At 53.2% G+C, this 13,443-nt stretch carries 10 protein-coding genes; 7 read left to right on the plus strand and 3 right to left on the minus strand.

Going from position 1 to position 13,443, the window contains the following annotated elements:
* Positions 1–113 precede the first annotated feature (113 nt).
* On the plus strand, positions 114–1,367 hold the full coding sequence (gene glyA, locus ACK8NJ_RS06060; protein ID WP_000919149.1) for a serine hydroxymethyltransferase: 1,254 nt from the start codon (positions 114–116) through the stop codon (positions 1,365–1,367).
* Between the two features lie 63 nt (positions 1,368–1,430).
* Here glyA and ACK8NJ_RS06065 read toward each other — a convergent pair whose 3' ends face one another.
* A complete protein-coding gene (locus tag ACK8NJ_RS06065) occupies positions 1,431–2,624 on the minus strand; it encodes an ROK family protein (protein WP_407228029.1) in 1,194 nt (397 codons plus the stop codon).
* Positions 2,625–2,741: 117 nt separating this feature from the next.
* Between ACK8NJ_RS06065 and ACK8NJ_RS06070 the strand changes: the two genes are divergently transcribed.
* The 6 genes from ACK8NJ_RS06070 to ACK8NJ_RS06095 all read left to right on the plus strand — a co-directional run bounded on the left by ACK8NJ_RS06070 (position 2,742) and on the right by ACK8NJ_RS06095 (position 11,671).
* Positions 2,742–6,023 (plus strand): DUF5107 domain-containing protein, encoded by a 3,282-nt coding sequence (locus ACK8NJ_RS06070; RefSeq protein ID WP_407228030.1) that lies wholly within the window; start codon positions 2,742–2,744, stop codon positions 6,021–6,023.
* Between the two features lie 96 nt (positions 6,024–6,119).
* The gene (locus tag ACK8NJ_RS06075) at positions 6,120–7,103 is read left to right on the plus strand and encodes a substrate-binding domain-containing protein (RefSeq protein ID WP_284091577.1); all 984 of its coding nucleotides are present in this window, start codon (positions 6,120–6,122) and stop codon (positions 7,101–7,103) included.
* Positions 7,104–7,125: 22 nt separating this feature from the next.
* Entirely contained in the window at positions 7,126–8,637 is a 1,512-nt protein-coding gene (locus ACK8NJ_RS06080; protein ID WP_089704441.1) for a sugar ABC transporter ATP-binding protein, read from the plus strand.
* 24 nt (positions 8,638–8,661) lie between these two features.
* Positions 8,662–9,660 (plus strand): ABC transporter permease, encoded by a 999-nt coding sequence (locus tag ACK8NJ_RS06085; RefSeq protein WP_407228031.1) that lies wholly within the window; start codon positions 8,662–8,664, stop codon positions 9,658–9,660.
* Between the two features lie 32 nt (positions 9,661–9,692).
* Entirely contained in the window at positions 9,693–10,787 is a 1,095-nt protein-coding gene (locus ACK8NJ_RS06090) for a zinc-dependent alcohol dehydrogenase family protein (protein ID WP_000700809.1), read from the plus strand.
* An 11-nt stretch (positions 10,788–10,798) separates the two neighbouring features.
* Positions 10,799–11,671, plus strand: coding sequence for an aldose 1-epimerase (locus tag ACK8NJ_RS06095; RefSeq protein ID WP_411962246.1), 873 nt, complete (start codon positions 10,799–10,801; stop codon positions 11,669–11,671).
* Positions 11,672–11,718: 47 nt separating this feature from the next.
* On the opposite strand, the gene ACK8NJ_RS06100 is transcribed toward ACK8NJ_RS06095, so the two are convergent.
* The gene (locus ACK8NJ_RS06100; RefSeq protein WP_001094726.1) at positions 11,719–12,141 is read right to left on the minus strand and encodes a DoxX family protein; all 423 of its coding nucleotides are present in this window, start codon (positions 12,139–12,141) and stop codon (positions 11,719–11,721) included.
* Positions 12,142–12,237: 96 nt separating this feature from the next.
* The gene (hcaD, locus tag ACK8NJ_RS06105; protein ID WP_411962249.1) at positions 12,238–13,440 is read right to left on the minus strand and encodes a phenylpropionate dioxygenase ferredoxin reductase subunit; all 1,203 of its coding nucleotides are present in this window, start codon (positions 13,438–13,440) and stop codon (positions 12,238–12,240) included.
* Between the last annotated feature and the right edge of the window lie 3 nt (positions 13,441–13,443).

Below are 13,443 nucleotides of genomic sequence, written 5' to 3' on the forward strand. Positions count from 1 at the left end.
CCTTTGTCAAGACCTGTTATCGCACAATGATTCGGTTATACTGTTCGCCGTTGTCCAACAGGACCGCCTATAAAGGCCAAAAATTTTATTGTTAGCTGAGTCAGGAGATGCGGATGTTAAAGCGTGAAATGAACATTGCCGATTATGATGCCGAACTGTGGCAGGCTATGGAGCAGGAAAAAGTACGTCAGGAAGAGCACATCGAACTGATCGCCTCCGAAAACTACACCAGCCCGCGCGTAATGCAGGCGCAGGGTTCTCAGCTGACCAACAAATATGCTGAAGGTTATCCGGGCAAACGCTACTACGGCGGTTGCGAGTATGTTGATATCGTTGAACAACTGGCGATCGATCGTGCGAAAGAACTGTTCGGTGCTGACTACGCTAACGTCCAGCCGCACTCCGGCTCCCAGGCTAACTTTGCGGTGTACACCGCGCTGCTGGAACCAGGTGATACCGTTCTGGGTATGAACCTGGCGCATGGCGGTCACCTGACTCACGGTTCTCCGGTTAACTTCTCCGGTAAACTGTACAACATCGTTCCTTACGGTATCGATGCTAGCGGTCATATCGACTACGCCGATCTGGAAAAACAAGCCAAAGAACACAAACCGAAAATGATTATCGGTGGCTTCTCTGCATATTCCGGCGTGGTTGACTGGGCGAAAATGCGTGAAATCGCTGACAGCATCGGTGCTTACCTGTTCGTTGATATGGCGCACGTTGCGGGCCTGGTTGCTGCTGGCGTCTACCCGAACCCGGTTCCTCATGCTCACGTTGTTACTACCACCACTCACAAAACCCTGGCGGGTCCGCGCGGTGGCCTGATCCTGGCGAAAGGTGGTAGCGAAGAGCTGTACAAAAAACTGAACTCTGCCGTTTTCCCTGGTGGTCAGGGCGGTCCGTTGATGCACGTAATCGCCGGTAAAGCGGTTGCTCTGAAAGAAGCGATGGAGCCTGAGTTCAAAACTTACCAGCAGCAGGTCGCGAAAAACGCTAAAGCGATGGTAGAAGTGTTCCTGGAACGCGGCTACAAAGTGGTTTCCGGCGGCACTGATAACCACCTGTTCCTGGTTGATCTGGTTGATAAAAACCTGACCGGTAAAGAAGCAGACGCCGCTCTGGGCCGTGCTAACATCACCGTTAACAAAAACAGCGTACCGAACGATCCGAAGAGCCCGTTTGTGACCTCCGGTATTCGCGTGGGTACTCCGGCGATTACCCGTCGTGGCTTTAAAGAAGCCGAAGCGAAAGAACTGGCTGGCTGGATGTGTGACGTGCTGGACAGCATCAATGATGAAGCGGTTATTGAGCGCATCAAAGGTAAAGTTCTCGACATCTGTGCACGTTACCCGGTTTACGCATAAGCGAAACGGTTAATCTGTTGAAAAAAGGCTTCCTTCGGGAAGCCTTTCTACGTTATCGCGCCATCAAATCTGTCGTAACTGCGCCTCAACATACAAATAGCCAATCCCCAGCACCTGTTGTGCGCGGCTTAATTGCCCAAAGCCAATTTTCGTCGCTTTCACGCTCGGTCCTTCGTCGCGGTCGAACGGGTTAAATCCCGTCTGGCGAATAATGGTATTAAGCCAGTGCTCACCAAAGGCACAACTGCGACCGTACAACCAAATCTGATTAATATTGAGGATGTTGAGGAAGTTATACAGACTCAAACCAATGGCATTGGCAGAGCGATCAACCCAACTGGTGATCCACGGTTCTCCACTCTGCCAGGCAGTGATTAACTGCGCTGTAGTCAGTTTTTCCGGATCAAGCTGAGTATTAACCGGTTGTGATTTTAGCCATACCCGCGCCTGTTTTTTTAATGCACTTAACGAGGCGACGGTTTCCAGGCAGCCATAACGTCCGCAGTCGCAGACGACGCCATCCGGATTAACGATGGTGTGACCAATCTGTCCGCTACCATACAAACTGCCGCGATAAATTTGCTCGTTAATCACGAACGACGAGCCAATGCCGTAATCAACGTTGATCACGCAGAAATCCCGTTCCTGCGAATTATTTTGCCATTTTTCCGCCAGCGCCAGCATCACGCAGTCATTATCGACCATCACCCGAATGCCGAGCTTCTCTTCCAGCAGATATTTTACCTCAACCGGCGTTGTCCACGGCGCTTGCGGCATGGTTTGCGACACGCCAGTCACCGGATCAACCTGACCGTGGATTGCCAGCGCCAGATTGATGGTGCGGTCCGGCCACAATTTACGGTGGCGATGCCAGCATTTTTCGATTTCGGACAGCAGCGCCTGCGGCGTCGGTGCATCAATCTGTAAATACTCAAATTCACCTTTCGGACTTAAACAAGCATTAGCAACCTGACACTCAATACTGGTGGGCGTCACGTTCAGGCACAGCGTCCAGTCACCTTCCGGCGCAATCAGCCATGTACCGCTACTATGCCCGCGCGTCTGGCTTTCATCGTCGATATTCACCACCCGTTTTTCGCTTTCCAGTTCCTGCAAAATATTACTGACTGCCGGAATCGAAATTTGCGCCAGCCGGGCCAGCGTTGATTTATTGGCGCGCTTTTGCCGGTACAGCAGTTCCAGAATCACGCATTTGTTATGGTGGCGAATCTGTTGATTATTAATGCAGGCTCTCATCTTCACTAAACCTTGTTTAGTTAATTGCGTGATTATTCCGCGAAAACATTGCCAGATTGTTCAATACACTGCCACAAATCTTTTAATTCAGTATGTCTTGTTAATATTGAGGGCACCATGACTCCAGTAAAAGTGTGGCAAGAGCGCGTTGAGATCCCGACCTATGAAACCGGGCCGCAGGATATACATCCCATGTTCCTGGAAAATCGCGTTTATCAGGGATCGTCCGGCGCGGTTTATCCCTACGGCGTGACCGATACGCTGAGCGAGCAGAAAACCCTGAAATCCTGGCAGGCGGTGTGGCTGGAAAACGACTACATCAAAGTGATGATCCTGCCGGAACTGGGCGGTCGGGTGCATCGCGCATGGGATAAAGTGAAACAGCGCGATTTTGTCTATCATAATGAAGTCATTAAACCGGCGCTGGTGGGGCTGCTGGGGCCGTGGATCTCCGGCGGGATTGAGTTTAATTGGCCGCAACACCATCGCCCGACCACCTTTATGCCCGTCGATTTCACCCTCGAAGCCCATGAAGATGGCGCACAGACGGTGTGGGTAGGCGAAACGGAGCCGATGCATGGTTTACAGGTGATGACAGGTTTCACCCTGCGCCCTGACCGGGCGGCCCTGGAAATCGCCAGCCGCGTCTATAACGGCAACGCCACGCCGCGTCATTTCTTGTGGTGGGCCAACCCGGCAGTGAAAGGGGGTGAAGGGCATCAGAGCGTCTTCCCGCCGGATGTAACGGCGGTGTTTGATCACGGCAAACGGGCCGTCTCCGCTTTCCCCATCGCCACCGGCACTTACTACAAAGTGGACTACTCCTCTGGAGTGGACATTTCTCGCTATAAAAATGTGCCCGTTCCAACCTCATATATGGCTGAAAAATCACAGTACGATTTTGTTGGCGCGTGGTGTCACGATGAAGATGGCGGTTTGCTGCACGTTGCCAACCACCATATTGCGCCAGGTAAAAAACAGTGGAGTTGGGGACACAGTGAATTTGGCCAGGCGTGGGATAAGAGTCTGACCGACAATAACGGCCCGTATATCGAACTGATGACCGGTATTTTTGCCGATAACCAGCCTGATTTTACCTGGCTTGATGCTTACGAAGAGAAGCGTTTCGAGCAGTATTTCCTGCCTTATCATTCTCTGGGCATGGTGCAAAATGCCTCCCGCGATGCGGTGATAAAACTCCAGCGTAGTGAGCGGGGGATTGAGTGGGGGCTGTATGCCATCTCTCCGTTGAAAGGATACCGTCTGGCGATCCGCGAAATCGGCAAATGCAACGCGTTGCTCGATGATGCCGTGGCCCTGACACCAGCGACCGCCATCCAGGGCGTGTTGCACGGTATCAATCCTGACAGACTGACCATTGAACTCTCCGATGCCGACGGCAATATCGTTCTGTGTTATCAGGAACATCAGCCGCAAGAGTTGCCGTTGCCGGACGTCGCCAAAGCGCCACTGGCAGCACAAGACATTACCAGTACAGATGAAGCCTGGTTTATCGGTCAGCATCTGGAGCAATATCATCACGCCAGCCGTTCACCGTTCGATTACTACCTGCGCGGCGTGGCGCTGGATCCGCTGGATTATCGCTGTAACCTGGCGCTGGCGATGCTGGAATATAACCGCGCAGATTTCCCGCAAGCGGTGGCGTATGCCACTCAGGCGCTGAAACGCGCACATGCGCTGAACAAAAATCCGCAGTGCGGACAGGCGAGTTTGATTCGCGCCAGTGCTTACGAACGTCAGGGGCAATATCAACAAGCCGAAGAGGATTTCTGGCGGGCGGTCTGGAGCGGCAACAGTAAAGCAGGTGGCTATTATGGTCTGGCACGGCTGGCGGCGCGTAATGGTAACTTCGACGCTGGTCTGGATTTTTGCCAACAAAGTCTTCGCGCCTGCCCAACCAATCAGGAAGTGCTTTGCCTGCATAATCTGCTGCTGGTGTTAAGTGGTCGTCAGGACAACGCGCGTTTGCAGCGCGAGAAACTGCTGCGTGATTATCCGCTGAACGCCACTCTGTGGTGGCTGAACTGGTTCGATGGTCGTAGCGAATCAGCCCTCGCGCAGTGGCGCGGTCTGTGTCAGGGACGCGACGTTAACGCCCTGATGACCGCCGGGCAACTGATTAACTGGGGAATGCCCACCCTGGCGGCAGAGATGCTGAACGCACTGGACTGCCAGCGCACGCTGCCGCTTTACTTGCAAGCCAGCTTGCTGCCGAAAGCTGAACGCGGCGAACTGGTCACAAAAGCCATTGATGTCTTCCCACAGTTTGTCCGTTTCCCGAATACGCTGGAAGAAGTGGCGGCGCTGGAGAGTATTGAAGAGTGCTGGTTTGCCCGTCATTTACTGGCCTGCTTCTACTACAACAAGCGCAGCTACAACAAAGCCATTACTTTATGGCAACGTTGCGTAGAGATGTCGCCGGAGTTTGCCGACGGCTGGCGCGGGTTAGCGATCCATGCGTGGAATAAGCAACACGATTATGAGCTGGCCGCGCGTTATCTTGATAATGCTTATCAGCTTGCGCCGCAGGATGCACGTCTGCTTTTCGAACGGGATTTGCTTGATAAGTTAAGTGGAGCCACACCGAAGAAACGACTGGCGCGTCTGGAAAATAATCTGGAAATTGCGCTGAAACGCGACGACATGACCGCAGAACTGCTCAATTTGTGGCATCTCACGGGTCAGGCAGACAAAGCGGCGGACATTCTCGCCACGCGCAAATTCCACCCGTGGGAAGGCGGGGAAGGGAAGATCACCAGTCAGTTTATCCTCAACCAGTTATTACGCGCCTGGCAGCATCTTGATGCCAGAGAGCCGCAGCAGGCCAGCGAACTGCTTCATGCCGCGCTGCATTATCCGGAGAATTTAAGCGAAGGCCGTTTACCGGGGCAAACTGATAACGACATCTGGTTCTGGCTGGCAATATGCGCTAACGCGCAGGGCGATGAAACTGAAGCGACGCGTTGTTTACGTCTGGCGGCGACCGGCGATCGCACCATTAACATCCACAGTTATTACAACGATCAGCCGGTTGATTATCTCTTCTGGCAAGGAATGGCGCTGCGACTGCTGGGCGAACAACAAACTGCACAGCAACTGTTTAGTGAAATGAAACAGTGGGCACAAGAGATGGCGAAAACCAGTATCGAAGCGGATTTCTTTGCCGTCTCGCAGCCTGACCTGTTGTCGCTGTATGGCGATTTACAACAGCAGCATAAAGAAAAATGCCTGATGGTGGCGATGCTGGCGGCCGCGGGACTCGGGGAGGTTGCGCAATATGAATCTGCTCGCGCTGAATTGACGGCGATTAATCCGGCCTGGCCGAAAGCAGCATTATTCACCACCGTGATGCCTTTTATTTTTAACCGCGTTCACTAAACCTTATTAACTGTAATATTTGAGCGGCACGCGCTGCCGCTCACGCTCAAATAATTAAAATAAGCCGTTGTAAATAAAAACCCTACAGGAGGCACTATGCCTAAAAAAATGAGAACAACCCGTAATCTATTATTAATGGCTACGCTATTAGGTAGCGCACTATTTGCCAGAGCTGCGGATAAAGAAATGACCATTGGCGCAATATACCTTGATACTCAGGGATATTACGCTGGCGTGCGTCAGGGCGTTCAGGATGCGGCAAAAGATTCTTCAGTACAGGTACAGTTAATTGAAACTAACGCCCAGGGTGATATTTCGAAAGAAAGTACCTTTGTTGATACCCTCGTGGCGCGTAATGTCGATGCCATTATTTTATCGGCAGTGTCTGAAAATGGCAGTAGTCGTACCGTTCGTCGCGCCAGTGAAGCGGGTATTCCGGTGATTTGCTACAACACCTGTATTAATCAAAAAGGTGTCGATAAATATGTCTCGGCGTATCTGGTCGGCGATCCGCTGGAATTTGGTAAAAAACTGGGTAACGCTGCCGCCGATTATTTTATTGCCAATATAATTGACCAGCCGAAAATTGCCGTCATCAATTGCGAAGCCTTTGAAGTTTGTGTGCAGCGACGTAAAGGATTTGAAGAAGTATTAAAATCCCGCGTTCCCGGCGCGCAAATAGTCGCTAATCAGGAAGGGACTGTTTTAGATAAAGCGATTTCCGTTGGTGAAAAACTAATTATCTCCACGCCGGATCTCAACGCCATTATGGGGGAATCGGGCGGTGCGACACTCGGCGCGGTAAAAGCGGTACGTAATCAAAATCAGGCCGGAAAAATTGCTGTTTTCGGTTCGGATATGACCACTGAAATTGCTCAGGAGCTGGAAAACAATCAGGTGCTGAAAGCGGTGGTGGATATTTCCGGTAAGAAAATGGGCAATGCTGTTTTCGCGCAAACTTTGAAGGTTATCAATAAACAAGCCGACGGTGAAAAAGTGATTCAGGTGCCTATCGATCTCTATACCAAAACGGAAGACGGTAAACAGTGGCTGGCAACGCACGTTGATGGTCTGCCCTAATCGCTGATTCGCAGAGGTCCCTATGTTCACGGCAACAGAGGCAGTCCCGGTAGCAAAAGTGGTGGCAGGAAATAAGCGTTATCCCGGCGTCGTTGCGTTGGATAACGTTAACTTCACGCTCAATAAAGGCGAAGTTCGTGCGCTGTTAGGCAAAAACGGCGCGGGCAAATCGACCCTCATTCGAATGCTTACCGGTAGCGAACGTCCGGATAGCGGTGATATCTGGATTGGCGAGACGCGACTGGAAGGTGACGAAGCTACGTTGACTCGCCGTGCCGCTGAACTGGGGGTACGCGCGGTTTATCAGGAGTTAAGTCTGGTGGAAGGGCTGACGGTGGCGGAAAACCTCTGCCTCGGTCAATGGCCCCGCCGCAACGGCATGATTGATTACCCGCAAATGGCGCAGGATGCCCAACGTTGCTTACTGGCGCTGGGCGTTGACGTTAGTCCTGAACAACTTGTTTCAACACTAAGCCCGGCGCAAAAGCAGCTGGTGGAAATTGCGCGGGTGATGAAAGGCGAGCCGCGCGTGGTCATTCTTGATGAACCTACCAGTTCGCTTGCCAGTGCGGAAGTTGAACTGGTGATCAGCGCGGTTAAAAAGATGTCGGCACTGGGCGTGGCGGTGATTTATGTCAGCCACCGGATGGAAGAAATTCGCCGCATTGCCTCCTGTGCCACCGTTATGCGCGATGGTCAGGTGGCGGGCGATGTGATGCTCGAAAACACCTCCACGCATCATATTGTGTCGCTAATGCTCGGGCGCGATCACGTTGATATTGCGCCGGTTTCCCCTCAGGAAATTGTCGATCAGGCCGTGCTGGAAGTCCGTGCGTTATGCCATAAGCCCAAGCTGGAGGATATCAGCTTTACGCTCCGTCGTGGCGAAGTACTCGGCATTGCTGGCCTGCTGGGGGCAGGGCGCAGTGAATTGTTGAAAGCCATAGTTGGGCTGGAGACGTATGAACAGGGCGAAATTGTTATCAACGGCGAGAAAATCACGCGCCCCGATTACGGCGACATGCTGAAACGCGGCATTGGCTATACGCCAGAAAACCGCAAAGAAGCGGGGATCATTCCCTGGCTGGGCGTTGACGAAAATACAGTGCTGACCAATCGGCAAAAAATCAGCGCCAACGGTGTGCTGCAATGGTCCACCATCCGCCGCCTGACCGAAGAGGTGATGCAGCGGATGACGGTCAAGGCCGCCAGTAGCGAAACGCCCATCGGCACGCTTTCTGGCGGCAATCAGCAAAAAGTGGTGATCGGTCGTTGGGTCTATGCCGCCAGCCAGATTTTGTTGCTCGACGAGCCAACGCGTGGCGTCGATATCGAAGCCAAACAGCAGATTTACCGTATTGTCCGCGAGCTGGCTGCCGAAGGAAAAAGCGTGGTGTTTATCTCCAGTGAAGTGGAGGAGTTGCCGCTGGTGTGTGACCGCATCCTGTTATTACAGCACGGTACGTTCTCGCAGGAGTTTCACTCGCCGGTCAATGTGGATGAGCTGATGTCCGCCATTCTGTCTGTGCACTGATGAATTTTACCGAGGAACCTGAAGATGTCTGCTTCGTCATTACCATTGCCGCAGGGCAAGAGCGTCTCGCTCAAAAAATTTGTCAGTCGCCATATTAATGAGATCGGTTTGCTGGTGGTGATCGCCATTCTTTATCTGGTCTTCTCTCTGAACGCGCCGGGTTTTATCTCATTGAATAACCAGATGAACGTGCTGCGCGATGCCGCCACCATCGGGATCGCCGCCTGGGCGATGACGCTGATTATTATCTCCGGTGAAATTGATGTCAGCGTTGGGCCGATGGTGGCTTTTGTCTCGGTGTGCCTGGCATTTTTGCTGCAATTTGAAGTTCCGCTGGCGATTGCTTGTCTGCTGGTGTTGCTGTTAGGCGCGCTGATGGGAACGCTCGCCGGGGTGCTGCGCGGCGTGTTTAACGTGCCAAGTTTCGTGGCCACGCTGGGGCTGTGGAGCGCCCTGCGCGGAATGGGGCTATTTATGACGAACGCCTTGCCAGTGCCGATTGACGAAAACGAAGTGTTGGACTGGTTGGGGGGACAATTTCTCGGTGTGCCGGTATCCGCGCTGATCATGATGGTGTTGTTTGCGCTGTTTGTGTTCATCAGCCGCAAAACCGCCTTCGGGCGCTCGGTTTTTGCCGTTGGCGGTAATGCCACGGCGGCGCAGTTGTGCGGTATTAACGTTCGTCGGGTACGCATTCTTATCTTTACCCTTTCGGGATTATTAGCGGCGGTGACCGGCATTTTGTTGGCGGCGCGCCTCGGTTCCGGTAACGCAGGTGCCGCAAACGGTCTGGAGTTTGACGTCATCGCCGCGGTCGTGGTTGGCGGTACGGCGCTTTCCGGTGGTCGCGGCTCGTTGTTCGGTACGCTGCTTGGCGTACTGGTGATTACGCTAATCGGTAACGGTCTGGTGCTGCTCGGGATTAACTCCTTTTTCCAGCAGGTGGTGCGCGGCGTCATCATCGTGGTGGCGGTGCTGGCGAATATCTTGCTGACTCAGCGAAGCAGTAAAGCGAAACGCTAAACCTAAACGCCCCTGGCGCGGGTGCGGCAGGGATGAAAATTAATCGTATTGTTAATGAGGGATTTATGAAAACGATGCTGGCAGCTTATTTACCAGGAAATTCGACCGTCGATCTGCGGGAAGTTGCGGTGCCGACGCCGGGGATTAACCAGGTACTGATCAAAATGAAATCCTCCGGGATTTGCGGAAGCGATGTCCACTATATCTACCACCAGCACCGTGCTACGGCGGCGGCACCCGATAAACCGTTATACCAGGGATTTATCAACGGTCATGAACCGTGCGGGCAAATTGTGGCGATGGGGCAAGGCTGCCGCCATTTTAAAGAGGGCGACCGCGTGCTGGTGTATCACATTTCTGGCTGTGGTTTTTGCCCGAACTGCCGCCGCGGTTTTCCTATTTCTTGTACTGGCAAAGGAAAAGCGGCTTACGGCTGGCAGCGTGACGGCGGCCATGCTGAATACCTGCTGGCGGAAGAAAAAGATCTGATCCTGCTCCCGGACGCGCTGAGCTATGAAGATGGTGCGTTTATCAGTTGCGGCGTTGGTACAGCGTATGAAGGGATTTTGCGCGGCGAAGTTTCCGGCAGTGATAACGTGCTGGTGGTCGGTCTGGGGCCGGTCGGCATGATGGCGATGATGCTGGCGAAAGGTCGCGGTGCAAAAAGGATCATCGGCGTTGATATGCTGCCGGAACGTCTGGCGATGGCGAAACAGTTAGGGGTGATGGATCACGGCTATTTAGCAACCACCGAAGGTCTGCCGCAGATTATCGCCGAACTCACCCACGGTGGCGCGGATGTTGCGCTCGATTGTTCCGGTAATGCCGCAGGTCGCTTACTGGCGTTGCAATCCACTGCTGACTGGGGACGGGTGGTTTACATCGGGGAAACCGGAAAAGTGGAGTTCGAGGTTAGCGCTGATCTGATGCATCATCAACGGCGGATTATTGGCTCCTGGGTGACCAGTCTATTCCATATGGAAAAATGCGCCCACGATTTAACGGACTGGAAACTGTGGCCGCGTAATGCCATTACCCATCGCTTCTCACTGGAACAGGCAGGAGATGCCTATGCGCTGATGGCGAGCGGTAAATGCGGGAAAGTTGTGATTAACTTCCCGGATTAAGGAGTCAGCGGATGACCATCTATACCTTATCTCACGGGCCGCTAAAGCTGGACGTTTCTGACCGGGGCGGCGTCATCGAAGGCTTCTGGCGTGACGCGACGCCGCTCTTACGTCCCGGTAAAAAAAGCGGTGTGGCAACCGATGCCTCTTGTTTTCCGCTGGTGCCGTTTGCAAACCGGGTGAGCGGCAATCGTTTTGTCTGGCAGGGGCGTGAGTATCAACTGCAACCGAATGTTGAGTGGGATGCGCACTATCTGCACGGCGACGGCTGGCTGGGGCAGTGGCAATGTGTCTCGCGCAGCGAAGATAGCTTGTGTCTGGTGTATGAACATCGCAGCGGTGTTTATCACTATCGGGTAAGTCAGGCGTTTCATTTAACGGCGGATACGCTGACGGTGACACTCTCTGTCACCAATCAAGGGGCAGAGGCGCTGCCATTTGGTACCGGCTGGCATCCTTATTTTCCGTTGTCACCACAAACGCGGATTCAGGCGCAGGCGAGCGGTTACTGGCTGGAGCGGGAGCAGTGGCTGGCGGGTGAGTTTTGCGAGCAGCTACCGCAGGAGCTGGATTTCAACCAGCTCGCGCCGTTGCCGCACCAGTGGGTGAACAATGGCTTTGCCGGATGGAATGGTCAGGCCCGCATCGAGCAGCCGCAGGAGGGTTATGCCATCATCATGGAAACGACGCCACCTGCACCATGTTATTTCATCTTTGTTTCCGACCCGGCGTTTGATAAAGGATATGCGTTTGATTTCTTCTGTCTGGAACCGATGAGCCATGCGCCGGATGACCATCATCGCCCGGAAGGGGGTGATCTCATTGCGCTTGCACCAGGGGAATCAACAACTTCAGAGATGTCGTTGCGGGTTGCGTTGCTGTAATTTATAAAATGCCGGATAAGGCGTTCACGCCGCATCCGGCATCTTTCCTAACGCCGATCGAGAGAAATTGCCCCCGGCCCGGTAATTGCCAACAGCAGGAATGCGCCAGCGATACTGACATTCTTCCAGAAATTAATCATATTTGGCCCAACCGCATCGCCGGTCATATCCCAGTAATGGTGACCAATTACCGCTGTACCCAGCGTGTAGAAAATAAACAGCACCGCCAGCGGACGGGTGAAAAAGCCAAGCACGATTAATATCGCGGCGGGCACTTCCATAACTACCGCAATAATCGCTGCCAGCATCGGCATTGGCGCGCCCAGCGAGGCCATATATTGGACCGTACCGTCAAAACCCATCATTTTGGGAAAACCAAAAATAATGAAAATTAAGACCACGGCGATACGGGCAATTAATAACAAAACGGGGCGTGCAGCTCCAAAATCAAAATAACGTAGTGTGTTCATAACCAATCCCTTTGCAAGATAATGTGATTTAAACGTAATACACACTCTTGCACCTCGCCACGCCCCAGGCATTGAGATATTCGCTAATTATCCTGGTTACAGTGATTTAAGCGCGATGTCCTCATCTATCAGCAGTTTCGCATCAAACGTTTTGCCGCTCTGGATCCATTTGCGGATTAAGCGAATCTCACGCCCCTGATTCAGCGTTACCGCACCGATAAGCACGCCGTTTTGCAGATTAAACCAAATCGCCTTCTGAGTTTCCGGGTTGCCACGACAAATCCAGTCATCGCCATGCATATCGCCAATAAACTGTAAGTTATCACTGTACTGATCGCTCCAGAACCACGGCGGCGGCAGTCGCGGAAGCGGTAGCCCCAACATTGCGGCAGCGGCAATTTGCGCCTGGTTATTGGCGTTTTCCCAGCTTTCGCAGCGGTGTAGTGCACCATTATCAAGACGGGTGATTGCCACATCGCCACCGGCAAAGATCGCGGGATCGCAGGTGCGGCAAGCCTCATCAATGACAATGCCATTGGCAGTATCAAGGTTGGCCTCGCGAGCCAGTTGGTCGTTGGCGCTGATACCAATACCGTAAATCACCACATCGGCCCGAAGCGTTTCGCCACTTTGCAGCGTCAGTTCTACTTTTTCACCATCGACCACATGTTCAATGGCATTATTGAGCAGAATGCGCACACCAGCCTGCTGATGGCGCTGTAAAAGATAGCGTTGCACGGGCGGTGGTGCATTACGGCCCATGACGGTTGCCGCCAGTTCAATCACTGTCACCTTACATCCGCGCTGCGTGGCGCTGGCAGCCAGTTCCAGACCAATAGTTCCGGCACCGACAATCACGACTGACCGTTCGGGCTGCAGAACTTCTCGCAGTCTGGCGGCATCACCGGCATGGCGCAGGGTAAAGCAGCGTTCTCCCAGTGCATCAAGCAACGGCAGCGGTCGAGCTGCCGCGCCGGTTGCTATAAAAAGCTGATCCCAGTGCCAGCTTTCGCCGTTAGCTAACACTAACTCTTGTGTGTCGCGGCCCAATGTTTTGATGGTTACACCGGAATGCAGATGAACATTGTTTTCCTGCCACCAGTGAGCGGGTAACACAGACTGCAACTGTGGGGAATCTTCCAGCAACATGGATTTCGAGAGCGGGGGGCGTTCATAAGGAAGATGTTGCTCATCGGAAAACAGATGCAGCTCACCGCTGAACCCTTGCTGGCGTAGCAAGGCCGCAGCCATTGCCGCCGCTTGCCCGCCACCGACAATAATGATCGTTTTTTCTTTCATCGT

The organism is Escherichia sp. F1 (assembly GCF_046764225.1).
GTDB lineage: Bacteria > Pseudomonadota > Gammaproteobacteria > Enterobacterales > Enterobacteriaceae > Escherichia > Escherichia coli.

What these genes read in the sequence shown, in the direction of transcription:
- glyA (WP_000919149.1), top strand. Translation starts at nt 114, where the DNA reads ATGTTAAAGCGTGAAATGAACATTGCCGATTATGATGCCGAACTGTGG.
- ACK8NJ_RS06065 (WP_407228029.1), bottom strand. Translation starts at nt 2,624, where the DNA reads ATGAGAGCCTGCATTAATAATCAACAGATTCGCCACCATAACAAATGC.
- ACK8NJ_RS06070 (WP_407228030.1), top strand. Translation starts at nt 2,742, where the DNA reads ATGACTCCAGTAAAAGTGTGGCAAGAGCGCGTTGAGATCCCGACCTAT.
- ACK8NJ_RS06075 (WP_284091577.1), top strand. Translation starts at nt 6,120, where the DNA reads ATGCCTAAAAAAATGAGAACAACCCGTAATCTATTATTAATGGCTACG.
- ACK8NJ_RS06080 (WP_089704441.1), top strand. Translation starts at nt 7,126, where the DNA reads ATGTTCACGGCAACAGAGGCAGTCCCGGTAGCAAAAGTGGTGGCAGGA.
- ACK8NJ_RS06085 (WP_407228031.1), top strand. Translation starts at nt 8,662, where the DNA reads ATGTCTGCTTCGTCATTACCATTGCCGCAGGGCAAGAGCGTCTCGCTC.
- ACK8NJ_RS06090 (WP_000700809.1), top strand. Translation starts at nt 9,693, where the DNA reads ATGAAAATTAATCGTATTGTTAATGAGGGATTTATGAAAACGATGCTG.
- ACK8NJ_RS06095 (WP_411962246.1), top strand. Translation starts at nt 10,799, where the DNA reads ATGACCATCTATACCTTATCTCACGGGCCGCTAAAGCTGGACGTTTCT.
- ACK8NJ_RS06100 (WP_001094726.1), bottom strand. Translation starts at nt 12,141, where the DNA reads ATGAACACACTACGTTATTTTGATTTTGGAGCTGCACGCCCCGTTTTG.
- hcaD (WP_411962249.1), bottom strand. Translation starts at nt 13,440, where the DNA reads ATGAAAGAAAAAACGATCATTATTGTCGGTGGCGGGCAAGCGGCGGCA.